This window comes from Brachybacterium sp. AOP42-C2-15, assembly GCF_052377065.1.
Lineage (GTDB): Bacteria > Actinomycetota > Actinomycetes > Actinomycetales > Dermabacteraceae > Brachybacterium.
On sequence record NZ_JBQSWK010000043.1, the window covers coordinates 1 to 23379 of the forward strand.

The 23379-nt window shown below is 70.1% G+C and carries 19 protein-coding genes and 2 pseudogenes; 7 read left to right on the plus strand and 14 right to left on the minus strand.

Features of this window, described 5'->3' with window-relative positions:
- The 3 genes and pseudogenes from ACT3SQ_RS16680 to ACT3SQ_RS16690 form a co-directional block, all read right to left on the minus strand.
- A pseudogene (locus tag ACT3SQ_RS16680) lies at nucleotides 1-231 on the minus strand (hypothetical protein); the annotation flags it as partial.
- Between the two features lie 619 nt (nucleotides 232-850).
- Nucleotides 851-2239, minus strand: coding sequence for a UTP--glucose-1-phosphate uridylyltransferase (locus ACT3SQ_RS16685; RefSeq protein ID WP_441442897.1), 1389 nt, complete (start codon nucleotides 2237-2239; stop codon nucleotides 851-853).
- Between the two features lie 60 nt (nucleotides 2240-2299).
- Complete coding sequence (locus ACT3SQ_RS16690; protein ID WP_441442896.1) at nucleotides 2300-3814, minus strand: ATP-binding cassette domain-containing protein; 1515 nt, start codon at nucleotides 3812-3814, stop codon at nucleotides 2300-2302.
- A gap of 542 nt (nucleotides 3815-4356) precedes the next feature.
- Here ACT3SQ_RS16690 and metG point away from each other — a divergent pair.
- From metG to ACT3SQ_RS16705, 3 genes are all read left to right on the plus strand, one after another.
- Entirely contained in the window at nucleotides 4357-6156 is a 1800-nt protein-coding gene (gene metG / locus ACT3SQ_RS16695; protein ID WP_441442895.1) for a methionine--tRNA ligase, read from the plus strand.
- 306 nt (nucleotides 6157-6462) lie between these two features.
- Nucleotides 6463-6609 carry a hypothetical protein gene (locus ACT3SQ_RS16700; RefSeq protein WP_441442894.1) on the plus strand — a complete coding sequence of 49 codons (147 nt, stop codon included), beginning with the start codon at nucleotides 6463-6465 and terminating at the stop codon, nucleotides 6607-6609.
- A gap of 70 nt (nucleotides 6610-6679) precedes the next feature.
- The gene (locus ACT3SQ_RS16705; RefSeq protein ID WP_441442893.1) at nucleotides 6680-8143 is read left to right on the plus strand and encodes a sugar porter family MFS transporter; all 1464 of its coding nucleotides are present in this window, start codon (nucleotides 6680-6682) and stop codon (nucleotides 8141-8143) included.
- 13 nt (nucleotides 8144-8156) lie between these two features.
- On the opposite strand, the gene ACT3SQ_RS16710 is transcribed toward ACT3SQ_RS16705, so the two are convergent.
- The 6 genes from ACT3SQ_RS16710 to ACT3SQ_RS16735 all read right to left on the minus strand — a co-directional run bounded on the left by ACT3SQ_RS16710 (nucleotide 8157) and on the right by ACT3SQ_RS16735 (nucleotide 14950).
- Complete coding sequence (locus ACT3SQ_RS16710) at nucleotides 8157-10025, minus strand: transketolase (protein ID WP_441442892.1); 1869 nt, start codon at nucleotides 10023-10025, stop codon at nucleotides 8157-8159.
- Between the two features lie 121 nt (nucleotides 10026-10146).
- Nucleotides 10147-10878: a PIG-L deacetylase family protein gene (locus ACT3SQ_RS16715; protein ID WP_441442891.1), complete on the minus strand. Its 732-nt coding sequence runs from the start codon at nucleotides 10876-10878 to the stop codon at nucleotides 10147-10149.
- A 10-nt stretch (nucleotides 10879-10888) separates the two neighbouring features.
- Nucleotides 10889-11998 carry an FAD-dependent oxidoreductase gene (locus ACT3SQ_RS16720; protein WP_444601451.1) on the minus strand — a complete coding sequence of 370 codons (1110 nt, stop codon included), beginning with the start codon at nucleotides 11996-11998 and terminating at the stop codon, nucleotides 10889-10891.
- 50 nt (nucleotides 11999-12048) lie between these two features.
- Complete coding sequence (locus ACT3SQ_RS16725; protein ID WP_442332439.1) at nucleotides 12049-13353, minus strand: O-acetylhomoserine aminocarboxypropyltransferase/cysteine synthase family protein; 1305 nt, start codon at nucleotides 13351-13353, stop codon at nucleotides 12049-12051.
- Nucleotides 13354-13421: 68 nt separating this feature from the next.
- Nucleotides 13422-14066 carry a DNA-3-methyladenine glycosylase I gene (locus tag ACT3SQ_RS16730; RefSeq protein ID WP_444601455.1) on the minus strand — a complete coding sequence of 215 codons (645 nt, stop codon included), beginning with the start codon at nucleotides 14064-14066 and terminating at the stop codon, nucleotides 13422-13424.
- 23 nt (nucleotides 14067-14089) lie between these two features.
- Nucleotides 14090-14950 (minus strand): siderophore-interacting protein, encoded by an 861-nt coding sequence (locus tag ACT3SQ_RS16735; RefSeq protein WP_441442887.1) that lies wholly within the window; start codon nucleotides 14948-14950, stop codon nucleotides 14090-14092.
- Between the two features lie 75 nt (nucleotides 14951-15025).
- Between ACT3SQ_RS16735 and ACT3SQ_RS16740 the strand changes: the two genes are divergently transcribed.
- On the plus strand, nucleotides 15026-16549 hold the full coding sequence (locus ACT3SQ_RS16740) for a phytoene desaturase family protein (protein WP_444601452.1): 1524 nt from the start codon (nucleotides 15026-15028) through the stop codon (nucleotides 16547-16549).
- Between the two features lie 62 nt (nucleotides 16550-16611).
- Nucleotides 16612-18102, plus strand: a complete 1491-nt coding sequence (locus ACT3SQ_RS16745) for a peptide MFS transporter (RefSeq protein ID WP_442332437.1) — start codon at nucleotides 16612-16614, stop codon at nucleotides 18100-18102.
- 10 nt (nucleotides 18103-18112) lie between these two features.
- Here the strand turns inward: ACT3SQ_RS16745 and ACT3SQ_RS16750 are convergent, their stop codons facing one another.
- The 4 genes from ACT3SQ_RS16750 to ACT3SQ_RS16765 are packed head-to-tail and all read right to left on the minus strand — an operon-like array spanning nucleotide 18113 to nucleotide 20655.
- Nucleotides 18113-18292 carry a hypothetical protein gene (locus ACT3SQ_RS16750; protein WP_442332436.1) on the minus strand — a complete coding sequence of 60 codons (180 nt, stop codon included), beginning with the start codon at nucleotides 18290-18292 and terminating at the stop codon, nucleotides 18113-18115.
- The gene (locus ACT3SQ_RS16755; protein WP_444601453.1) at nucleotides 18289-18504 is read right to left on the minus strand and encodes a hypothetical protein; all 216 of its coding nucleotides are present in this window, start codon (nucleotides 18502-18504) and stop codon (nucleotides 18289-18291) included. The genes ACT3SQ_RS16750 and ACT3SQ_RS16755 overlap by 4 nt, the downstream gene beginning before the upstream one ends.
- A 53-nt stretch (nucleotides 18505-18557) precedes the next feature.
- Nucleotides 18558-19850: a hypothetical protein gene (locus ACT3SQ_RS16760; RefSeq protein ID WP_444601454.1), complete on the minus strand. Its 1293-nt coding sequence runs from the start codon at nucleotides 19848-19850 to the stop codon at nucleotides 18558-18560.
- Between the two features lie 46 nt (nucleotides 19851-19896).
- The gene (locus ACT3SQ_RS16765) at nucleotides 19897-20655 is read right to left on the minus strand and encodes a hypothetical protein (RefSeq protein ID WP_442332434.1); all 759 of its coding nucleotides are present in this window, start codon (nucleotides 20653-20655) and stop codon (nucleotides 19897-19899) included.
- Between the two features lie 201 nt (nucleotides 20656-20856).
- Between ACT3SQ_RS16765 and ACT3SQ_RS16770 the strand changes: the two genes are divergently transcribed.
- Both ACT3SQ_RS16770 and ACT3SQ_RS16775 read left to right on the plus strand, forming a co-directional pair.
- Nucleotides 20857-21384, plus strand: a complete 528-nt coding sequence (locus ACT3SQ_RS16770) for an HNH endonuclease (RefSeq protein WP_444592530.1) — start codon at nucleotides 20857-20859, stop codon at nucleotides 21382-21384.
- An 86-nt stretch (nucleotides 21385-21470) separates the two neighbouring features.
- A complete protein-coding gene (locus ACT3SQ_RS16775; RefSeq protein WP_444592529.1) occupies nucleotides 21471-23006 on the plus strand; it encodes a UDP-N-acetylglucosamine 1-carboxyvinyltransferase in 1536 nt (511 codons plus the stop codon).
- Between the two features lie 60 nt (nucleotides 23007-23066).
- Here ACT3SQ_RS16775 and ACT3SQ_RS16780 read toward each other — a convergent pair.
- A pseudogene (locus tag ACT3SQ_RS16780) lies at nucleotides 23067-23379 on the minus strand (HNH endonuclease); the annotation flags it as partial.

Here is a 23379-nt window from a genome sequence, read left to right on the forward strand (position 1 = left end):
TCCGTGGAAGGAGCTGGCCGCCTCGAGCAGCTCCTCGAGAGCCGCATAGGGGACCGACCGCCCCTCGTACTCTGGCCGCGGCTGGCGGACCAGGTGATCTCCGATCGCGACGAGCGCCTCGTGGCGAAGCACCCCGGAGAGGTCGACAAGGGTGCGGATCCGACTCGTGACCTGCACTGCCGGCTGATGATCCAGCGACATCGGGGTGATCTCGAGACGACTCCACCGCACCAGCGCGGAACCTCGCCGTGGCGGTGCCTAGGATGCCAGATGGATCCGGATGTCCACCGTGCGGCCCCGGGGCCGGGGCACCGATCGGCCATTCACGCGTCGCGAGGTGAGCGGGACGCAGACCACCTCATCCGCCAGGACTCCAGGCAGCGGGATGCCCCAGAGTCGCGCGGCGGTGAGGCCCGCTGCGAAGGTGTCTCGATCCCGCCGACAGAACGCGGCGACGATGTCCGCCTCGGTGATTGGCCGCTCCGCCAGTGCCCAGAGTCCTCGGTCCAGTGATCTCACATCCGCTGCCCGGAGGCGAGACGCGGACACGCCCGCGTCCCGTGCTTCGGCGGTCGTGAAAACAGGGAAGGGAAGAGCAGGTGGGAGCGGACGTGGTCTGCCGGTCATCTCCACAGCATCGGCCCCCGACGCCGTAGACCCTATGACGCTCCACAACCCGCAGGTGAGCGGCAGGACGTGGCGGATCCTCCACAAGGAGAGAGCGCTGGTGCCGCTGATCATCAGGCACAACGCTCACCGAGGTCCCAGTGCTCGGCGAGATCGACGTTCGGTACAACTTCGCTGACCGAATATGGTCCGAACGTCGATCTCGCGGCAGGGCCCGGAGGGGTCAGCCAGCAGTGGCGGTGCCGACGCGGGCCCCTTCGGGGACCTCGCCGCCCTCTTCGCCGAGCACGGCGTCCCCGATCACAGAGACATCGGCTCCGAAGGTCCAGTCGCCCTGCACATCCAGGCTGCTGGCCTCCTTGAGCGAGGGCACCCCGTGCGGGAAGCGCGGCTCGAAGTCCTGGATCAGCTTGTAGGCACCGCTGTGCAGCGAGACCGCGGGCACCGTGTCCACCTGCTGCACGAGCGCGGCCCGCTCGTCGAGAGTGTAGGCGTCCGAGCGCACCAGCAGCAGATCGCTGGTCGCCTTGACCGGCAGGAAGCGGTCGCGGCCGACAACGATCGCGGTCGCGCCGTCGAACACCTCGATCGCCGCTCCCATCGCGGATTCGATCTGGTAGACGGGGGTGCTGGCTTTGTCGGCCGGATCCACCGTCTTCTCGTTGCGGATCAGGGGCAGGCCCATGATGCCGTCGCGTTCTGCGAGCACCGCGGCCATCTGCTCGAGGTCGAACCAGAGGTTGTTGGTGTGGAAGAACGGGTGGCGATGCTCATCGGTGAAGAAGTCCATCTCCTCCTCGGGTGTCTGCGCGGTATCGCGCAGGATGAGTCGGCCGTCGGACTTCCGCACCGCGAGGTGACCGCCCTTGCGATCGGCGGGGGTGCGACGGCACAGCTCTGCGGCATAGGGCGCGCCGGTGGAGGCGAACCAGGAGGCGATCACGGGGCTCGGCACGGTGCCGAGGTTGTCCGAGTTCGAGACGGAGGCGTACTTGAAGCCGGCGTCCAGCAGCTGCTGGAGCAGGCCGGAGGTCTGCAGCGCGGTGTAGATGTCGCCGTGGCCGGGCGGGCACCACTCGAGCGAGGGGTCCGCCTCCCAGTCCACGGGGGTGAGATCGTCCTTCCGCAGCTTCGGCTCCTTGTTCTGCAGGAAGTCCAGGGGCAGGTCGCCGACGGGCAGGTCGGGATACTTCGCGAGCACCTCGAGGGTGTCCTCGCGGGTGCGGAAGGAGTTCATGAAGATCAGCGGCAGGCGGGAGCCGGTGCCGCGACGCGCGGCGAGGACCTGTTCGACGATGATGTCGAGGAAGCTCTTGCCATCGCGCACGGGCAGCAGCGACTTCGCCTGGTCCAGGCCCATCGAGGTGCCGAGCCCGCCGTTGAGGTTGATGATCGCCAGCTGGTCGAAGACCTGCTTGGCGTGACCGACGTCGATCTTCACGTCCTCGAGCAGCGGGGGATCGAGATAGGGGTCGATCGTGTCCTCAGGGATGGTGCCCGTGACGCCCTGCGCGAGCTGTTCGTAATAGTGGGAGAAGACGTCGATCGCAGTCTGTGCGACCCCTTCATCGGCCATCTTCTGCTGCGCGGCGGCGAGTCCTTCGTTGCTCATGGCACCAGCGTATCGGGGCGGACACCCTCTCTGCTGCGTCCACCCCGATCACCGGCAGCCTCAGCTCCCGAGCTCGAGCCGCGGCCAGTGCGCCAGCGCCCGCAGCACGGAGCGGTCGTGGGTCGCGACCACGACGGCCGACGGGGAGGCCTCGAGACCCTCGAGCAGGTCGTCGACCCCGCTGATGCCGAGGTGGTTGGTGGGCTCGTCCAGCAGCAGCACATCGGGACGCTCACGGAACAGCCCGGCCAGCGCTCGACGACGCCGCTCCCCCGGACTGCCGCGATGGACCCCGAGGGGTGCATCCTCCTGGGCGAGCAGCCCGAGTCGCGTCCGGCCGAGCACCCGCACGGATCCCGAGGTCGGCGCGAGCTCTCCCGCGAGCACCCGCAGCAGCGTCGTCTTGCCGGCGCCATTGGGGCCGACGACCAGCAGACGGTCCCCGCCCTCGAGCCGCAGCGTGGTCTCCCCCAGCCGGTCATCGACACGCACCGCGTCGGCCCGCAGCAGCGGCGTGCCGGCAGCGGTCCCCGCTGCCGAGAGGTGCAGTCGCGGCGGGGGCGGCGGCACGTCGAGGCGGTGCTCCTCGAGCCGGTCGATGCGTTCGTTCATCGCGCGCACGATGCCCGGGGCGCGGGACTGCCGCTGGTGTCTCCCGGTGCCCTTGTCCGGCCGCCACCGCGTGGAGAGGCGCGAGCGGGCGGCGTCAGCCTGCGAGCGCAGCCGGTCCTGTTGCTCCTGCTGGGCACGGTAGGCGTCCTCCCAGGCGGTGCGGTGGCGTCTCCTCGCCTCCTGCCATGCCTCGAGACCGCCGCTGACCAGCAGGGGCCGGGCATCGCGGGTGGGATCCAGGTCGAGGAACGCGGTGGCCACGTCTTCCAGCAGCGTCCGGTCGTGGGAGACGAGCGCGGCGGCGCCGGGATGCTCGCGCACGGCGCGGGCGAGGTGCTCGAGTCCTCGCGAGTCGAGGTGGTTGGTGGGCTCGTCCAGCAGCAGGAGGTCGTCGCGGGCGGCGATGACCCCGGCCAGGCGCACGCGGTAGCGCTGCCCGACCGACAGCGCTGCGAGCGGGCGGGCACGGTCGGTGACGGCCCCGACCTCCTCGAGCGCGACCTCCAATCGACGCAGTGCGTCCCAGGCATCCAGCGCGGTGACCAGGGCGAGCGCCTCGTCGTAGCGTTGCGCCGCCGCCACGGTGTCCTCGGTGAGCGCCGCGGCGGCGTCATCGAGCTCGCCCAGGGCTTCCAACGGGCGGGCGAGCAGCTCGTCAAACAGGTCACCGACGGTACGCAGGGCCTCGCCGTCGTCCGCGCCGGTGGCGAGCTCCTGCCGGACGATCCCGAGCGTGCCGTGGCGCTCGACGGTCCCGGCGTCGGGCTCGAGTATCCCGGCGAGGGCCTCGAGCAGGGTGGTCTTGCCGCGCCCGTTCTCGCCGACCACGGCGAGCCGTTCGCCGGGGGCCAGGGTGAGATCGACGTGGTCCAGGAGCACGCGGCCGCCGCGGGCCAGGCGCAGATCGCGGGCGCGCAGGTGCGCGGTGCCGGTGCTCGGCAGCGGGTGGGTGTGCTGAGTCATGTGGTGCCTTCCGGTGGTGGGGTGCACCGGGCATGGCGAAGTACCGCCCGGTGGAGGTCCGGACGACGGCGTGAGGGTGTGGTGGGGCGCCGCCGTCAGCGGCGGGCGCGGGGACGCGCGATCAGCATCGCGCTGGAGATTCGGCAGCACATGATTCCATCCTAGGCACACCCGACCGAAAGCGTCACGGGAATATCTCCTCCCTGTGTCACCCCTACGTTGACGGTCATGACTCCCTCCCTGCAGCAGTTGCGCGAGTTGGTCGACCAGCGCAGATCGAGCGCCGGGTGCTCGCCGAGCTGCGGAGATTCCGCGACCGGGGGAACGGCAGTATTCGTGTTGGCCAACGGCACTGACCGGGTCCCTGCGGAACTGCGCGAGCTCGGGCTCGACGGGTCCTCGGCACGGAGATGCTTCCCTCGCAGATCGTGCTGCTCGACGACTCCGAGGGACACGTGCGCGGTGCCGAGTCAGTCGGCTGGCAGGCAATCCTGCATCGCGCGGGCTAAGGGGCGCCCGCCCCTCCTCTAGAATCGACTGCTATGAGCACAGTCCTGTCCGCAGTCGCCTGGCCGTATGCCAATGGTCCCCGCCACATCGGCCACGTCGCCGGCTTCGGCGTCCCCTCCGATGTCTTTTCCCGCTACATGCGGATGGCCGGCCACGACGTGCTCATGGTCTCCGGCACCGATGAGCACGGCACCCCGATCCTGGTCGCCGCCGACTCCGAGGGCATCAGCGCTCGCGAGCTCGCCGATCGCAACAACCGCCTGATCGTCGAGGATCTGGTGGCACTGGGCCTGTCCTATGACCTGTTCACGCGCACCACCACCCGCAACCACTACCAGGTGGTGCAGGACATGTTCGTCACGGTGCGGGACAACGGCTACATGGTCGAGCAGGTCACCTCCGGCGCGATCTCCCCCTCGACAGGACGCACCCTGCCGGACCGCTACATCGAGGGCACCTGCCCGATCTGCGGTGCCGGCGGAGCGCGCGGCGACCAGTGCGACACCTGTGGCAACCAGCTGGACCCCACGGATCTCATCGACCCGGTCTCGCGCATCAACGGCGAGACCCCGAAGTTCATCGAGACCTCCCACTGGTTCCTCGACCTCCCGGCCCTGGCCGGGGAGCTGGGCCACTGGCTGGACGAGCGTGAGGCCACCGGGCTGTGGCGCCCGAACGTGATCCGCTTCAGCCAGAACATCCTCGAGGACATCCGGCCGCGGGCGATGACCCGAGACATCGACTGGGGCATCCCTGTGCCCGGCTGGGAGGACCAGCCGAACAAGCGTCTGTACGTCTGGTTCGACGCGGTGATCGGCTATCTCTCCGCCTCGATCGAGTGGGCGCGCCGGTCCGGTGACCCGGAGGCGTGGCGGACGTGGTGGAACGACCCCGAGACCCTCGCCTACTACTTCATGGGCAAGGACAACATCGTCTTCCATTCCCAGATCTGGCCGGCGGAGATGCTCGCCCAGAACGGGAAGGGCGACAAGGGCGGCGCGCCGGGGAAGTTCGGCGAGCTGAAGCTGCCCACCGAGGTGGTCTCCAGCGAGTTCCTCACCATGGAGGGGAAGAAGTTCTCCTCCTCCAAGGGGATCGTCATCTACGTCCGCGATGTGCTCGAGCGCTACCAGCCCGATGCCCTGCGCTACTTCATCTCCGCAGCAGGGCCGGAGACCCATGACGCGGACTTCACCTGGGTCGACTTCGTCTCCCGCACCAACAACGAGCTGGTCGCCGGCTGGGGCAACCTCGTCAACCGCACCGCCGCGATGATCGCGAAGAACGTCGGCGAGATCCCGGCCGCCGGGGAGTTCGAGGAGATCGACACCGCGCTGCTGGACCAGATCCGCGAGGGCTTCACGACCGTCGGCGGTCTCATCGAGGCGCACCGTCAGCGGGCGGCGATCGCCGAGATCATGCGCCTGGTGGGCGAGGCGAATGCGTACGTCTCCCGCACCGAGCCGTTCAAGATGAAGGCGGAGGAGCAGCGTCCCCGCCTGCTCACCGTGCTGCATGTGCTCGCCCAGGCCGTCACCGACCTGAACACCATGCTGGCCCCCTTCCTGCCGCAGTCCGCGAATGCGGTCGAGAAGGCGCTCGGTGGGACGCGCCAGATCGCACCGATGCCGCGCATCGACGAGGTCGAGGATCTCGACGGCGGGCCCGGCTACCCGATCATCACCGGGGATTACACGGACGTGCCCGCCTGGGGGCACCATCCCGTCGGCGTCGGCCAGCAGGTCGTCAAGCCCACCCCGATCTTCACCAAGCTCGACCCGGAGACGGCCGCGGCGGAGCTCGAGCGCCTCGAGGCCGCGGCAGAGGCCTGAGCCCGACATGTGACTCCCAGCCTTCTGTAGTCACACTTTCTCACCAAAGTGCTACTGCAGTGCGTGTGTGAGCACATATCCGGCGACCCCGGTGTCCGTGCCTCCCGTCGGCCGCCGCCCTGCAGGACCTCCTGGCCTTCATCGCACGGGATGACCTGCCGATCCTGCTCCACTCCGCGATCGCCCATGCACAGTTCGAGACCCTCCACCCCTTCACCGACGGCAATGGCCGCGCCGGACGCGCCCTGGTCCACGCGATGCTCAGCGGCAAAGGGCTGCTGACCACCACCGCCCCGGTCTCCGCCGATGACCGCGCAGCGCGCGCTGGCTCAGCTCACGGAGTCCGGGGCGCTCCGGGAGGCGACCGGCCGCTCGCGGAACCGCGTCTGGCAGCATCGCGGGATCCTCCGAATCCTGGACGCCCATGCCGCCGAGGTGCGCCGCTCCCGCTGACTGATGAAGGGACGCCCTACGAGGGGATACTGTGGAGCACCTCACATCCTCGGCAGGGAGGCGACGCATCATGTCCACACCCGCAGCACGGTCCGGAGGCGGCCAGGCACCGTCCCAGAGCCTGAACCCCAAGGTCGTCGTCATCAGCGTGGCGGCCGCCGTCGGCGGCTTCCTGTTCGGCTTCGACACCTCGGTCATCAACGGCGCCGTCAACGCCCTCTCCGACGAGTTCTCGCTCGGCGCGGGCCTGACCGGCTTCGCCGTCTCCTCCGCCCTGCTCGGCTGTGCCGTCGGCGCCTGGTTCGCGGGCACCCTCTCGAACCGCTACGGGCGGATCCCGGTGATGGTGATCGCGGCGACCCTGTTCTTCATCTCCGCGATCGGCTCCGGGTTGGCCTTCGGGGTCTGGGACCTGATCATCTGGCGCGTGGTCGGCGGTCTCGGCGTCGGTGCCGCGAGCGTCATCGCCCCCGCTTACATCGCGGAGGTCGCCCCGGCGAAGTTCCGCGGCCGGCTGGGCTCGCTGCAGCAGCTGGCGATCGTGCTCGGCATCTTCGTCGCCCTGCTGTCCAACGCCGTGATCGCGAACACCGCCGGAGGCGCGGCGGAGTCGTTCTGGTTCGGGGTCGCCGCCTGGCGCTGGATGTTCATGATCGAGTCGGTCCCGGCGGCGATCTACGGGATCATGGCGCTGTTCCTGCCGGAATCACCGCGTTACCTGATTGGCAAGGGAGAACTGGATCGCGCCTCGAAGGTGCTCTACGACTACACCGGTGAGCTCGACGTCAACCTGAAGATCGAGCAGATCCGCAAGACGCTCGAGCGGGAGGACAAGGAGAGCCTTCGTGACCTGCTCGGTGGGCGGTTCGGCCTCAAGCCGATCGTCTGGCTGGGCATCCTGCTGTCGCTGTTCCAGCAGCTGGTGGGCATCAACGTCATCTTCTACTACTCCACCACGCTGTGGCAGTCCGTCGGCTTCGACGAATCCCAGGCCCTGCTGACCAGCACCATCACCTCGGTGATGAACATCGTGGCGACGATCATCGCGATCCTGCTGGTGGACCGGGTGGGCAGGCGCCTGATGCTGCTGGTGGGCTCCGCCGGGATGACCGTGTCGCTGGGGCTGATGGCGCTCGCCTTCTCGTTCGGGGAGGTCGCCCCGGGCACCGAGACGATCGCGCTGCCCGATCCGTGGTCCACGGTGGCCCTGATCTCCGCGAACGCCTTCGTGATGTTCTTCGGCACCACCTGGGGCCCGCTGGTCTGGGTGCTGCTGGGCGAGATCTTCCCCAACAAGATCCGTGCCTCCGCCCTCGCCGTCGCGGCGGCGGCGCAGTGGGGTGCGAACTGGGCCGTCTCGGCCTCCTTCCCGACCCTGTCGAACATCGGGCTGACCTTCGCCTACGGCATCTACGCGGCCTTCGCACTGCTGAGCCTGGTCTTCGTGTTCCTCTGGGTGCCGGAGACGAAGGACCGCGAGCTGGAGGACATGGACTCCCTCGAGCTCGGGCGGCGCCGCCGGAACGGCGGCTGAGCGGCCCGGGCGCTCACCCCTCCAGGGTGGCCCGCGCCGCCGCGGCGATGTGCGCGGCGTCGATCCCGGCCCAGTCCAGCAGCTCCGCGGGCGTGCCGGAACCGGGCACGCCGTCGACGGCGAGGTGCTTGAGGTGCAGGTCGGTGAGCGGTTCGGCGGCCAGCGCCGCGAGCACTGCCGCGCCCAGACCGCCCTCGGCGTGGTGGTCCTCGGCCACCACGATCCGCCCACCGGTCGCGGCGACGGCCTCGCGCAGGCCCTCGGCGTCGATCGGCTTGATCGAGTAGGCGTCGATCACCCGGGCCCTGATCCCCTGCGAGGCGAGGGCCTCCGCGGCGGCCAGCGCCTCGTGGAGCGTCACCCCGGCGCCGACCAGCGTGACGGCATCCTCCGGGGAGCTGCGCAGGGTCTTCGACCCGCCGACGGGGAACGACTCCTCGGGCCCGTAGAGCACGGGATATCCACCGCGTGTGGTGCGCAGGTAGCTCACCCCTGGGATGTCGGCCATCTCCACCACCAGTGCTGCCGTGGACGTCGCGTCGCTGGGGTAGAGCACGGTCGAGCCCTGGGTCGCGGCGATCATCGCGAGGTCCTCGAGGCCCATCTGCGAGGGGCCGTCGGCGCCGATCTCGACCCCCGCGTGGGAGCCGACCAGTCGCAGGTCGACCCGGGAGACCGGGGCCATGCGGAGGAAGTCGGCGGCACGGGTGAGGAAGGCGGCGAAGGTCGAGGCGAAGGCGAGGTATCCGCGGGTGGAGAGCCCGGTGGCCGCCGCGACCATCTGCTGCTCCGCGATGAACATCTCGAAGAAGCGCTCGGGATAGGCCTCGACGAAGTCGGCGACACCGGTGGAGTTCGAGACCTCCCCATCCAGGGCGACCACCCGGGGATCGACCTTCGCGAGGGCGACCAGCGCCGGACCGTAGGCCTTCCGCGTCGCGACCTCCTCGCCCCTCTCGAAGGTGGGCAGCTCCACCGTGCCGCGCAGGGTGCGGTCGGCCGGCTCGATCTCGGGCGGCTTCTGGCCGCGCACCAGCAGGGACCTCTCGCCGCCGAGCGTCGCGATCGCCTCCTCGGACTTCTCCTCGGGCATCGGCTTGCCGTGCCAGCCGCTCTCGTCCTCGACGCCGGGGATGCCCTTGCCCTTGATCGTGCGGGCGAGGATCACCAGCGGCTTCTCGAGCTCGCCATCGGCCAGCGCCAGCGCCTCGTCGATCTTCGTGACGTCGTGCCCGTCGATGATCACGGCCTTCGCGCCGAAGGCCTCGACCCGGGCGGCGTAGGTGCCGAGGTCCCAGCCGAGCGCGGTCTCGCCGCGCTGGCCGAGCCGGTTCACGTCCACGATCGTGACCAGGTTGGTCAGCTGATAGTGCGATGCGGTGGCGAAGGCCTCCCACATGGAGCCCTCGGCCAGTTCGCTGTCCCCGGTGAGGACCCACACCCGGTAGGGGGCCTGCTCCAGGTGCTTGCCGGCGAGTGCGATGCCGACCCCGTCGGGCAGTCCCTGCCCGAGCGAGCCGGTGGCGACGTCCACCCAGGGCAGCACCGGGGTGGGGTGGCCCTCGAGTCGCTGGTCGAAGCGGCGGTAGCCCTCCATCAGTTCCTCATCGCTGATGACTCCGGCGGCTCGGTATACCGAGTACAGCAGCGGTGAGGCGTGGCCCTTGGAGAAGATCAGATGGTCGTTGCCGGGAGCCTCGGGGGCGTCCCAGTCGTAGCGCAGATGCCGCGCCATGAGGGTGGCCAGCAGATCCGCGGCGGAGAGGCTGGAGGTGGGGTGGCCGGACCCAGCGCTCGTCGAGGCGCGGATCGAGTCGACGCGCAGCTGGGCGGCGAGTTCTGGGACCTGGTCGAGTGCGAGGCCGTCGTGCAGGGTGCTCATCGTGACTCCTTTCGAGGCAGATCGTGCCTGGTGCCTCCACCGTAGGAGCCCGCCGCCGAGACCGGCAACCAACGACGACCGAGCGGTCGGTGGCGCGTCAGTGGCGCTCAGCGGTCGGAGGTCAGAGCTCGAACACCCGCAGCACCACCGCGTGCTCGCTCCCTGCGGCCTCTCCCCCACCGGTGAGGATCCCGGGGATGAACTCCTCGGGCAGCGGGTGCCCCGCAACGTGGGCGAGATACGCCTCGTGGGCGCGCAGCGAGTCCACCGCCGCCTGCACCTGCCCGGCGTCGACGCTCTTGGCATGGGTCGGCGCAGGATGTCCGGCCACGAGCAGGGCGCGGGCGCTCCACGCCTCGAGCCCCTCGACCTCACCCAGCTCCCGGAACACCCACGGGTTCGCGGCGTCGCGGGTGCCGTCCACCGCGGCGAGACCGGCCGCACGGTGGTCGGCCTGGTTGAGGCCGCCGTACGCCTCGACCTCGAAGTTCGTCGTCAGCACCAGGTCCGGCCGCACTGTCCGCACCACCCGGGCGATGTCCCGGCGCAGGGCGAGAGAGCCCTCGAGCATCCCGTCCGGGTGATCGAGATACCGCAGATCGGAGACCCCGACGATCTCGCAGGCCCGGCGCTGCTCCCGCTCCCGCAGAGGGCCGACGACATCCGGTTCCTCGGCCATCCCGGCTTCACCACGGGTGAGCAGCAGGTAGCTCACCTCGACCCCGGCTGCAGTCCAGGCGGCGACGGCGGCCGAGGCCCCGTACTCCATGTCGTCGGGATGGGCGACGATGCACAGCACGCGCCGCACCCCATCCTCGGGCAGTGGGGGCAGGGTCTGCGGCGTCTCGTCCATGGCCTCCACCCTAGGCGGGCTGGCGCTCGGCGGCGAGGTCTTTGACCAGGCGCTTCACGGCGGCCCGGCCAGCACGGTTGGCACCGATGGTCGAGGCGCCGGGGCCGTAGCCGATCAGATGGATCCGGGGATCACGGGCCACGGCGGTGCCGTCCATCATGATGCCTCCGCGACGATTGTGCAGGGACAGCGGCCGCAGATGGCGCAGCTCGTGTCGGAACCCGGTCGCCCACAGCAGCACGTCCAGCGACCTCGCTGAACCATCTGCCTCCTGCACCCCGTCCGGCGTGATGGCCGTGAACATCGGCCGACGCTCGAGGATCCCGCGGCGCTGAGCCTCTCGCAGTTCCGGGGTCCAGGCCAGTCCGGTCGCGGAGACGACGCTGCGCACCGGCAGCCCCTGCCGCACCCGTTCCGTCACCCCGGCGATGACCTCGCGCCCCACCTCCTCGGTGAAGGGGCGGTCCGTGAAGACGGGCTCCCGGCGCGTGTACCAGAAGGTCTCCGCCACCTCGGCGATCTCGAGCAGATGGCCCAGGGCGCTGATGCCGCCGCCGATGATTCCGACCCGCCTCCCGGCGAAGTCCTCGGCGCGGCGATAGTCGGCGGTGTGCAGCTGGCGGCCGCGGAAGCTCGCCGCTCCAGGGTAGGTGGGCCGGAACGGCCGGGTCCAGGTGCCGGTCGCGTTGAACACGGCGCGCGTCCGCACGGGCGGACGCCGCTCACCGCCGGCTCCGACGGAGTGCACCAGCAGCGGGAGTTGGCCACCGGCGTCCGGAGCGGCCGACGGATCGTCCTCCACCCGCGTCACGCGCACCGGGCGCTCGATCGGCACCTCGAAGCGACGCTCGAAGTCCTCGAAGTAGGCGGGCACTGCACGGCTGGCGGCCAGATGACCTGCCGCTTCGACGACGGGCATCCCCGGCAGCTCACGGATCCCGTTGACCGTCGCCATCGTGAGGCTGTCCCAGCGGTGTCGCCAGGCCCCGCCCGGCCCGTCCTCCGCGTCGAGGATCATCACGTCCAGCCTGCCTCGGCGCAGCAGGTGATATGCCGCGGAGAGCCCCGCCTGCCCGGCGCCGATCACCACCACGTCCACGGTGCGCACAGCTGTCTCCATGACAGGCACAACGGCCCGCACCCATGGGTGCTTCCCCGGAGCGACCGGGCTCACGCCGCCGCCGGCACCGCCGTGCTCACCTCGCGGGCCGCCTGGAGCCCTCGGGCGAGGTCTGCCCACAGGTCCTCGAGGTCCTCGAGCCCGACGCTGAGCCGGACTGTGCCCGGCTCCACCCCGCAGGCCGAGCGCTGAGCTGCGGTGAGATGCGAATGGGTGGTGGTCCCCGGGTGACAGACGAGCGAGCGGGCATCCCCGAGGTTCACTGCGATCGTCCACAGCGACAGCGCATCGCAGAAGGCTGCGGCCGCAGCCTCTCCCCCGGCGAGCTCGAGGGAGAACACCCCGGAGGTGCCCCGCGGGAAGTCCCGCTGTGCGAGGTGCGCGTCGGGCCGACCGGGAGTCGTGGGATGCTCCACCGCGACGACCCCCGGCAACCCGTGCAACCGGCCGGCGAGCACCGCAGCGTCCGTGCTCACCTTGCCCATCCGCAGGTCGAGGGTCTCGATGCCCACCAGGATCTGCTGGGCGCTCGCGGCGGGCAGGGCGGTGCCGAAGTCGGTGACGTACTTGGCGCGGGCGTAGGCCAGCAGGCCGGAACCTCCGCGCCGGTACTCGTCGGAGAAGGTCACGCCGAAGCGCCGGTTCGGGGTGGTGAGCCGCTGCCAGCGCTCGGGTCGTCGGCGCGGATCGAAGCGGCCGGTGTCCACGATCAGCCCGGCGATGGTGGTGCCGTGCCCGCACAGGTACTTGGTGGCGGAGTGCACCACCAGATCGGCGCCGTGTTCCCCGGGCCGGTAGAGGGCGGGACTGGCGAGCGTGGAGTCGACGACCACGGGGACGCCATGCGCATGGGCGATGGCGGTCAGCGCGGCGAGGTCCACCAGCTGGGCGCCCGGATTCGCGATGGACTCCACGATCGCCGCCCGGGTGCGCTCGGTGAAGGCGGCCTCCCAGGCGACGAGATCCCACGGATCCGCGACCGTGCAGGTGACACCGAAGTCGGCGAGGGTGTCGTCGAGGAGCTCGGTGGTGCCTCCGTAGAGCCGTGAGGAGGCGACCACGTGCCCCCCGGGGGCGGCCAGCGCACACAGCGCGATCGTGGTCGCGGATTGGCCCGAGGCGACGGCGATCGCGCCGATCCCGTGCTCCAGTGCGCTGATCCGCTGCTCGAGCACCGCCGTGGTCGGATTCCCGGAGCGGGAGTACGCGTAGCCCTCGGCGCGCCGCTCGAACAGCGCCTTGAGCGCGGAGTGGGAGGTCTGAGCGTAGGCGCTCGAGGTGTAGACGGGCGGCGTCAGCGCGTGATGGCCGTCGACGGCGGGAGCCCATCCCGCGTGTATCCCTGCCGTGCTCATGACGCCTCCTCGAGGTCTCCGGTGCTCACCGGATCATCGTCGGACGGCGCGGGGACGGCGCGCGAGATCTATGACGGACTATGGCCCTCCGCGACCACTGTGCCGTCGACTGCTGTGCCGTCGGCGGCCCAGATCCCCGAGCTGCCCCGGCGATGGGAGCCCAGCAGGTGGGTGTCGACCACCCCCAGCGCCTCCATCAGCGCGAACATGGTGGTGGGGCCGACGAACCGGAAGCCGCGGCGCTTGAGCTCCTTCGCCAGCGCCACCGATTCGACGCTCGTGGTGGGCACCTCCGCCGGGGTGCGGGGCAGCGGAGTCCGCGCCGGCCGGTAGGACCACACCAGATCCGCGAGCGTGGTCCCCGGTCCCCGCTCGTCCCGCAGTGCGATCGTCGCCCGCGCATTGGAGAGGGTCGCCTCGATCTTCCCGCGGTGCCGGATGATGCCCGCATCCCCCAGCAGGCGCTCGACGTCCTCGGGCCCGAAGCCCGCGACGGCGTCGACGTCGAAGCCCGCGAAGGCCCGCCGGAATCCCTCCCGGCGGCGCAGGATCGTGGCCCAGCTCAATCCGGATTGAAAGCCTTCGAGCGCGAGCCGTTCGAAGACGCCGCGCTCGTCCCGCACCGGCATGCCCCACTCGGTGTCGTAGTAGAGGCGCAGGTCGTCGTGCGTGGACGCCCAGGCAGGGCGGGCCAGCTCGTCCGCGCCGATGATGAGATCCACGGGGGCGCCCGGCCTCAGTCGTCGATCCGGCCGACCGGCTCGCGCTTCTCGGCCTGGAACTGGTCCTCGATCCGCCCCAGGGCCCAGTAGGCGGAGATCGAGATCTGCGCGCGAGGGATGCCGGACTCCTTCACCAGCACCCGGCGCAGCTGCTTGGTGATGCCCCGTTCGACGTGGCAGAACACCTGCAGGCCGTCGTGGTCGGTGAGGTCGAGCGCGGCGACCGCATCGACCAGCAGCTCGCGCTCGCCGATCAGCCAGTTCAGCTCCACCCCGGCGGGATGCTCGAGCGTGAGGCGGTCCTCCTCGCTCTCGAGCTGGATGAGCACCGTGCCGACCGCACCGGGGGCCATCGTCTCAAGGGCGGCGGCGATCGCGGGGACGGCGGCGTGGTCGCCGATCATCAGGTGACGGCGAGTCTCCGGCTGCGGGGTGTAGCCACCGCCGGCACCGGACATGGCGATGCGCTCCCCCGGCTGTGCCTCGTCGGCCCAGCGGGCGGCGACGCCGTTGTCCTGCCCGTCGCCGTGGAGGACGACGTCGAGCTCGAGACGCTGGTTCTCGTCATCCCAGCGGCGCACGGTGTAGGTGCGGCGCGCAGGCAGCAGCTCCGGGCTGTGCTCGCGAAGCGCCTCCATGTCATACGGGGGCTGCAGGCCGGACGCCGGGTCCGCGATGAGCAGCTTGACGTAGGCGTCGGTGTGCTCGTTGCGGTTCAGCGCGGCGTAGCCCTCGCCGCCGAGGGTGAGGCGCAGCAGGCGTGGCGAGATGCGGGTCTTGCTCAGCACCTCCAGCACGGCCTGGGACTGGGGACGGCGCGCGGAGCGCTCCGCGGCAGTCTCGGCGGGGGCAGGCGATTCAGTGGTGGTCTGCATGTGGTCCAGTTTACGCTACGTGCCGCTTACGTAAATGAATGGGGAGGGAGATCGCACCTCCTCTAGGCTGGGCCGATGAGCACACAGTCCCTGCCAGAGGTCGACGCGGTCGTGGTGGGTTCAGGACCCAACGGCCTCGCCGCCGCCGTCACCCTCGCCCGGGCCGGGCTCTCGGTGCAGGTGCTCGAGTCCCAGCCGACGATCGGTGGCGGTGCCCGCACCCTCGATCTCGGCCTGGCGACCGGGATCGTGCACGACATCTGCTCCGCCGCGCACCCCCTGGCCCTGGCGAGCCCCTTCTTCGAGGCCTTCGACGTGCAGGCCCGCGGAGTCCGGGCGATCGCCCCGACCGCCTCCTACGCCCAGCCCCTGGACGGTCAGCCCGCGGCGATCGCCTGGCACGACCTCGAGCGCACCGTGGACGGTCTCGGCGCCGACGGCCCCGCCTGGCGCGCCACCGTCGGCACTCTCGCCCGCCATCAGGACCTGGTCGTCGAGCTCGCCCTCGGGGACAAGCGCTCGATCCCATCGGCGCTGCTGACCCCACGGACGCTGCTGGCCGCGCCGGTCTTCGGCGCCCTGATCGGCCTCCAGGGCACCGCGGCGTGGAATCTGCCCTTCCGCACCGAGCGGGCCCGCGCCCTGCTGGGCGGCGTGGCCGCCCATGCCATCGGCACGCTGCCCTCGCTCGCGCTGTCGGCGACCGCGGGGCTGCTCAGCGCGATCGGCCACGGGGTCGGCTGGCCGATCCCCGTCGGCGGCTCGCAGTCGATCATCGATGTCCTGGTGGAGGACCTGCAGGCCCATGGAGGGCAGATCCTCACCGGCCATCACGTGCGCACCTGGCGTGATGTGCCGCCCGCTCGGGCGGTGCTGCTGGACACCCCGGCGGGTGCCGCGGCGGACATCCTCGCGAACCGGCTGCCGGCCTCGCTCGAACGGGCGCTGCGCCGTTTCCCCCATGGCGATGCCGCGGCGAAGGTCGACTTCGTGCTGTCCGGCCCCGTGCCCTGGCGGGATCCCGAGGTGGGTGAGGCCGGGACCCAGCACCTCGGCGGCACTCGCGCGCAGATGGCGCACGCCGAGGCGCAGGTCGCCGCGGGGCGCGTGCCCGAGCATCCGATGGCGCTGGTCAGTGATCCATCGATCGCGGACCCCTCCCGGATCCAGGGCGGACTGCGCCCGCTCTGGGCCTACGCCCATATGCCCGCCGGGGACACCACCGACCCCACGGAGCTGGTGACCCGCCAGATCGAGCGCTTCGCTCCCGGCTTCCGCGACCTGATCGTCGCTTCCCAGGGGATCCCCGCCTCGCAGATGTCCCTCCACAACCCTGCCCTCGTCGGCGGCGACATCTCCATGGGCCGGGTCACGATGACCGGGATGATCGCCCGTCCCACCGCGCGCCTGGATCCCTATCGCCTGGCGGAGACCGGCTGGTACCTGTGCTCCCAGGCGACCCCGCCGGGACCGGGGGTGCACGGCATGTCCGGCTGGCACGCCGCGCGCCGGGTCCTCGCGCACGAGTTCGGCATCCGGGAGCTGCCGGACCTCTCCCCGTCACCGGCGCAGCGAGGTTCTGCCGTTCTCGGCGACTGACGTATCACACAGCCCGCCCCCTGTGTTGAATTGCGATACCACATGTCGCAAGATGGCTCACCGTGAATTCTTCAGACGGCCCTGCACTGGATCCCACCCCTCCCGGCGTGGATCCGCACAACCCCTCCGGCCGCAGCTTCCTGGGTCAGCCGGGACCGCTGGCGAACCTGTTCAGCGTCGAGCTGTGGGAGCGCTTCAGCTTCTACGGGATGCAGGGCATCCTCGCGATCTACATGTATTTCGCCGCCACCGAGGGCGGGCTCGGGATCGACGAGACCGTCGCGCTCGGCATCGTCGGCGCCTACGGCGGTTCGGTGTATCTCTTCTCGATCCTGGGCGCACTGGTCTCGGACCGGTTGCTGGGCCCGGAGAAGACCCTCTTCGGCAGCGCCGTGATGATCATGCTGGGGCACATCGCCCTGGCCGCACTGCCCGGGATCCCCGGATTGATCACCGGTCTGCTGCTGGTGGGCGTCGGCTCGGGCGGACTGAAGTCCACTGCCGCGACCCTGGTGGGTTCGCTCTACTCGCGTGATGATCCGCGACGCGACGCAGGCTTCTCGATCTACTACATGGGCATCAACATCGGCGGCCTGCTGGGCCCGCTGATCACCGGCTTCGCACAGCAGCTGTGGGGCTTCCACCTGGGCTTCGCCCTCGCGGCCGTGGGCATGGCCGTGGGCCTGCTCCAGTACGCGCTGACCCGCAAGGGCCTGCCCGAGAGCGTCCATGCCGTGCCCGATCCCCTGCCGCGCTCGCAGTACCCGCTGTGGGCCGGGATCGCCGCGGGCACCGTGGCGCTGGTGCTGGTGCTGGTACTCACCGGGACGCTGAACGCCGGGAACCTCGCCACCGTCGTCGCGGGCCTCGCGGTGGTCGGCGCGATCGTCATCTTCGCTCTGCTGCTCGCCTCGAAGAAGCTCGACGCCGACGAGCACTCCCGGGTGCTCGCGTTCATCCCGCTGTTCATCGGCACCGCCGCATTCTTCGCACTGTTCCAGCAGCAGTTCACCGTGATCACCCTGTACTCGGACACTCGCCTGGATCGCGAGATCTTCGGCTGGACGATGCCGATCTCGTGGGTGCAGTCCTTCAACCCGTTCTTCATCATCGCGCTGGCCCCGGTGCTGGCGGCGGTCTGGACGAAGCTCGGCCCGCGCCAGCCCTCCACGCCGCGGAAGTTCGGCGTGGGCATCATCCTGATGGGCACCGCGTTCCTGCTGTTCCTGCCGATGGCGTCCGTGGTCAAGGTGCCGGTGATGTGGATCGCGCTGATCATGCTGGTCGCCACCGTCGGCGAGCTGTGGCTCTCCCCCGTCGGGCTCTCGCTCGCCACCAAGCTGGCGCCGCGGGCCTACCCGGTGATGATGATGGCGCTGTACAACCTCTCGGTCGCGCTGGGCACCTCGCTGTCCGGATCGCTGGCGACCTTCTACTCGGCGGAGAACGAGGTGGGGTACTTCGGCGCGCTGGGCGCGGTCACGATCGCGATCGGCCTGCTCATGCTGCTGATCGCCAAGCCCGTGGGCACCGCGATGCGCGGCGTGCGCTGAGCGTCCGGACTCAGCTCCCCAGCACGGGGAGCAGGACGCCGATCACGGCGCACACGATGCCCAGTCCCCCGGCTGCCCGCAGCAGCAGCCGGGCGCTGGGGTCGCCCCAGCCCTTGAGCAGCCCGAGGGCCAGGAAGAGGACGAAGCAGAGCACCGCGATCGCGCCGACGACGCTGAGCAGGACGATCATCGCCGATTCCCCACGACGGCGAAGCTGACGCCGATCACCGCGCAGAGGATCCCGAGCCCGCCGGCGACCGTGTTCAGCGTCGCTCCCGCGTCTCCGCCGATCGCGATCGAGAGCAGGAAGGTCAGCACGGCGAGCAGCCCGACCAGGGTGATGGCGATGAGCTGGAGGCGGCGGATCGGAGGGACGGCGACGGGCTCTGCGGTGGATGCCATCTCCCCACCCTAGGAGGACTTGGACAAGTGTCCAATGAGTCACCTGTCTGCGCTCAGTCGCGCAGCAGCGCCACCACCGCCACCAGCAGCGCCTCCGAGCCTGTGAAGAGGTCCTGGTCCTGCTCGAGCGCCCCGAGCGCCACCAGCCCCTCCAGGTCGTGCCTCACCCGCATCCACCGCGCGACCTCCTCGCGGTCCTCGAGCACCGCCGGGTCCGCGCTGCGGAGGTCCTGCATCCGCAGTCCACCCTCGCGGCAGGCGATCATCAGGGCGGCCAGCGTGTCCGGCATCCCCCGGAAGCCGCCGTCCTCGACGTCCCGGGCATCCCTTCCCAGCAGCAGCGCCGTCAGCACCGCATGGCCGAACTCGACGAACCCGGCAGAATCCTCCGCAGCAGCGACGAAGGGGATCGGGCCCCGTTCCCGATGCACCCGGCCGGCGCTGACCTCGAGCCAGCCGCCGTCTCGCAGAGTCACCCAGGGGCCGACGATCTCCGGGTGGTCCCACATGCTGCGGACGTTCCGCTCGAGCCCGCACCGCGCCAACAGCGCAGCGGCGTCCGCCCGCCCGAGCGCACCGGTGGCGGTCACCCGCCTCCCCTGGCCCACGAACTCCAGCAGTGCGACGGTGCAGCGCACGAAGCTGTTGGTCGCATAGTCCTCGGCGTCCTGCTCGAGGTCGAGCGACATCAGCGCCTCGCGCGAGGCGGAAGGCTCCGGCAGGAACCAGGGCCAGCCCGCCGGTATCTCCGCCTCCTCCTGCACAGCTCTCAGCGCGGCAAGGCGGTCGTAGGGCCGTGCGGGAGCATCGAGCCGGCCGGTCTCGCTCAAGGCGACACGCTCCTCGTCGGCCAGTGAGTTGTACCAGTGCATATAGGCGGCGAGCTCCTGCTCGTCCTCGAGATCGATGCCGAGGCTCATCCCATAGCCCAGGATGTTGGTGGAGAAGGAGCGGCGGGTGGGGTCATCGGCCGCCTCGAGGGCCGCGAACTCGAGCTCGGCGAGCTTCGCGGGCACCGCGTCGACGCTCATCGAATCGGGATCCCAGCGCCCGGTCTCACGCAGATAGGTGAAGAACCGCTTCAGCGTGGGCACCATGTCCATCACCTGCTCACGTGGCTGGATCACGGTGCGCGGGACCACCTCGGTGAGCAGTTCGACGACGAGGTCCTCGGTCCAATGCCCGGGATCGGCGCTGTTCAGCTGATCTGCCTTGAGCCGCAGCAGCGTCTCGAGCGTACGGACCTCTTCGACGGCCGGGGCATCGTCATCAGCCGTGACCCTCCAGGTCCCGTACTCCGACAGCACCAGCTCCCGCTCGCGCTGCTGTGCCTGCTGCTCGTCCATCATCCCTCCAGCATGACGCCACGAGCCCCCTCATGCCAGCGACCGCTCACAGCCCGCCCCGCCGCGCGGCGCCCGCATCGAGCATCCGCTGAGCACGGGCGATGGTGCCGGAGTCGTAAGCCCCGATCGAGCGCGCCTCATTGAGGGCGTCCTGCTGGACTTCCAGCAGCAGCTGGGTGAGCTCCGGCAGCTGCGCCTCCGGAGATTCCGGGGCACCGGATCGACCAGGCTCTGCGGAGCGGTTGTGGAGCTGCCGCACCTTCTCCAGCACTGCACTGTCGAAGGGCTCCCCGCCGCGCCGCTTCAGATCCGGGTTGTCGAGGACTTGGACAGCGGAGGCTTCCCGCAGCTCCCCCAGCAGCAGCGAGAGCTCGCGCTGGGCCTGCTCCTCATCGGTGCCGCGGATGCCGAGCACCCGGATCAGCAGCGGCAGGGTCCCGCCCTGGCCCACCAGGGTCACCAGTGCCACGACGAAGGCGAGCAGGACCAGCTGCGAACGGTAGGGGAAGTCCAGGGGCAGCGACTGGGCGGCGGCGAGGGTGACCACACCGCGCATCCCGGCCCATGCGATCACCGCTCCCCCGCGCAGGCCCAGCCCATTGCCGGCGTAGAAACGGGAGTCGGCGTGATGCCTCTGCAACCAGCGCTCGATGCGGGCCCGCATCCCGGGCAGGAAGCTCAGACCCAGCCCGAGTAGCACCAGCGCGATCGGAGTGGCAACTCCGAACTTCCCGGCGAAGTAGGAGGACGCGACGATCAGCAGCACGCCGACGACGGCGACGAGCTCGAGCTGTTCGACTCCCACCCCTGATCCTAGGACCGCGGCGCGCAGGGCGACACGCAGTGTTCGGTTGCCGTGCAGGCCGCGGCCACCCGACCGTCCGCAAGAATTCGATGGCCCTGGAGGCTGTGATCGACAACACTGGAGATGCCCGGGGCCTCGAGCATCACGAGCTGCACACCGGTTCCGGGCTGCACGCAGCAGCCGAACATCGGAGGTGACTCGATGGCACAGGTGCGGGTCTACAACCTCGGATTCGACCCCGAGACCGGGATCGGCGAGCTCCTGCACACCACCAGCGTGCGCCACGCCTTCGGCATGATCCGGCGGGAGGTCGCGAACCCGGTCGAGCTCACGATCGTCCAGGACAGGATCCTCCCCACTGCTCTCGAGCTCACCCGTGAGCTGAGCGGGGCCTGGGTGGAGGGCGCTGGGCAGCGCTCGATCGGCTTCTCCTATCGGGCGATCCATGAGCGGGATCGCTGGACCTGCGCGTACTGCGGGCGGCCCGTCTCCAAGAGCCCACCGTGCGAGGGCCTGCTCGCCACTGTGGACCACATCCTCCCGGTCTCTCGCGGAGGCCCGTCGTCCTGGACGAATCTGGTCTCCGCCTGCAAAGAGTGCAAAAACCGCAAGGCGGACCGCACTCCGGCGGAGGCGGGCATGCCACTGCGGGTGCGCCCCTATGACCCGGCTCTCGCCCAGCGGGTGCTCCTGGCCGGGGGCCGGTTCCCGCTGCTGATCAGCGGGTGACCGCCACCAGGCGCAATGTGGCAACGTGAGCATCGCCGCACCCCCACTCAACAGCAGATATCTCATCTGTGAGTTACGGTCGCTGGATGACTGAGAACGAGGACTACCTGGCACGGATCGGCACTCTGATCCGTGACGCCCGTCAGCACTCCGGCCTCACCCAGGCCCAGCTCGCCACCGAGCTCGGCACGAGCCAGAGCGCCGTGAACCGCATCGAGAAGGGTCAGCAGAACCTCACGCTGGAGACCATTTCGAGGATCGGGTCGGCGCTCGACTCGGAGCTCGTGGGCCTCGGGACCTCCGGGCCGAGCCACCTTCGCGTGCAGGGCGAGACCACCCTCTCCGGTGTGATCGATGTGAAGTCGTCGAAGAACGCGGGCGTTGCTCTGCTGTGCGCGTCGCTGCTGAACACGGGAACCACGGTGCTGCGCAAGGTCGCGCGCATCGAGGAGGTCAACCGGCTGCTCGAGGTGCTCACGTCGATCGGCGTGAAGGCCACCTGGCTCAATGCGGACAACGACCTCGAACTGCGCGTTCCGGCAACCCTGGACCTCTCCTCGATCGACGCGGACGCCGCCCGCCGCACCCGCTCGATCATCATGTTCCTGGGTCCGCTGCTGCATCGCGCCGGGAAGTTCCAGCTCCCCTACGCGGGGGGCTGCGATCTGGGCACCCGCACGGTCGAGCCGCACATGTCGGCGCTGCGCCACTTCGGTCTCGAGGTGGTGGCCACCGACCACCACTACCAGGCCAGCACCTCCCCGATCTCCGGGCCGCGGCGCCCGATCGTGCTCACCGAGCGCGGCGACACCGTCACCGAGAACGCACTGCTGGCCGCGGCGCTCTACGACGGCGAGACCGTCATCCGCAACGCAAGCCCGAACTACATGGTCCAGGACCTGTGCTTCTTCCTCGAGAAGCTCGGTGTGACGATCGAGGGCATCGGCACCACCACGCTGCGCGTGCAGGGGAAGTCCGCGATCTCCACCGACGTCGACTACGCCCCCAGCGAGGACCCGATCGAGGCGATGAGCCTCATCTCCGCCGCGATCGTGACCCGGTCGAGCATCACGGTGCGCCGGGTCCCGATCGAGTTCATGGAGATCGAGCTCGCGCTGCTCGAGGAGATGGGCCTGCAGTACGACCGCTCCGAGGAGTACCTGGCGGAGAACGGGAAGACCCGCCTGGTGGACATCACCACCCATGCCTCGGATCTGAAGGCACCGATCGACAAGATCCATCCCATGCCGTTCCCCGGCTTGAACATCGACAACCTTCCGTTCTTCGCGGTGATCGCCGCGACCGCGGAGGGGCAGACGATGCTCCACGACTGGGTGTACGAGAACCGCGCCATCTACCTCACCGAACTCACCAAGCTCGGTGCGAACGTGAAGCTGATGGATCCGCACCGAGTGCTCATCGAGGGGCCGACGCGGTGGAGCGGCGCGGAGCTGGTCTGCCCGCCGGCGCTGCGCCCGGCCGTGGTGATCCTGCTGGCGATGCTCGCCGCGAAGGGCACCTCGGTGCTGCGCAACGTCTACGTCATCAACCGTGGCTACGAGGATCTGGCGGCCCGGCTCAACAAGCTCGGAGCTCGGATCGAGACGTTCCGGGACATCTGAGCCCGCGACTGCTGCTGCGCCTGGGCCTGGGCCTGACCTGGGCCTGGGCCTGGGCCTGGGCTAGAACGGTGGTTCGGTTTCGTCGTGGGTGGGGTTGGGTGGGATGATCCGGCGTCCTCCGCGGTGGGAGTAGGCCTTTGCCCATGCGGCACGGCGCTGCTCGGCGGCTCGTTCCTGGCGGGGTCTGGTGTTCTCTTCGGCGTGGAGACGTAGCGCGTCTTCGTGGGCGCGTTCGTAGGCACGCCAGTCCCGTTGGAGGATCTTCGCCAGTCGTGGGGTGAGCAGGTCGGTGTTCTCCCTGGCTCGTATCCGAATGTCCCGGCCGATATCCCAGGTCGTCTCCAATGGCCCGGCGGTGGTGGTCCCGTCACCG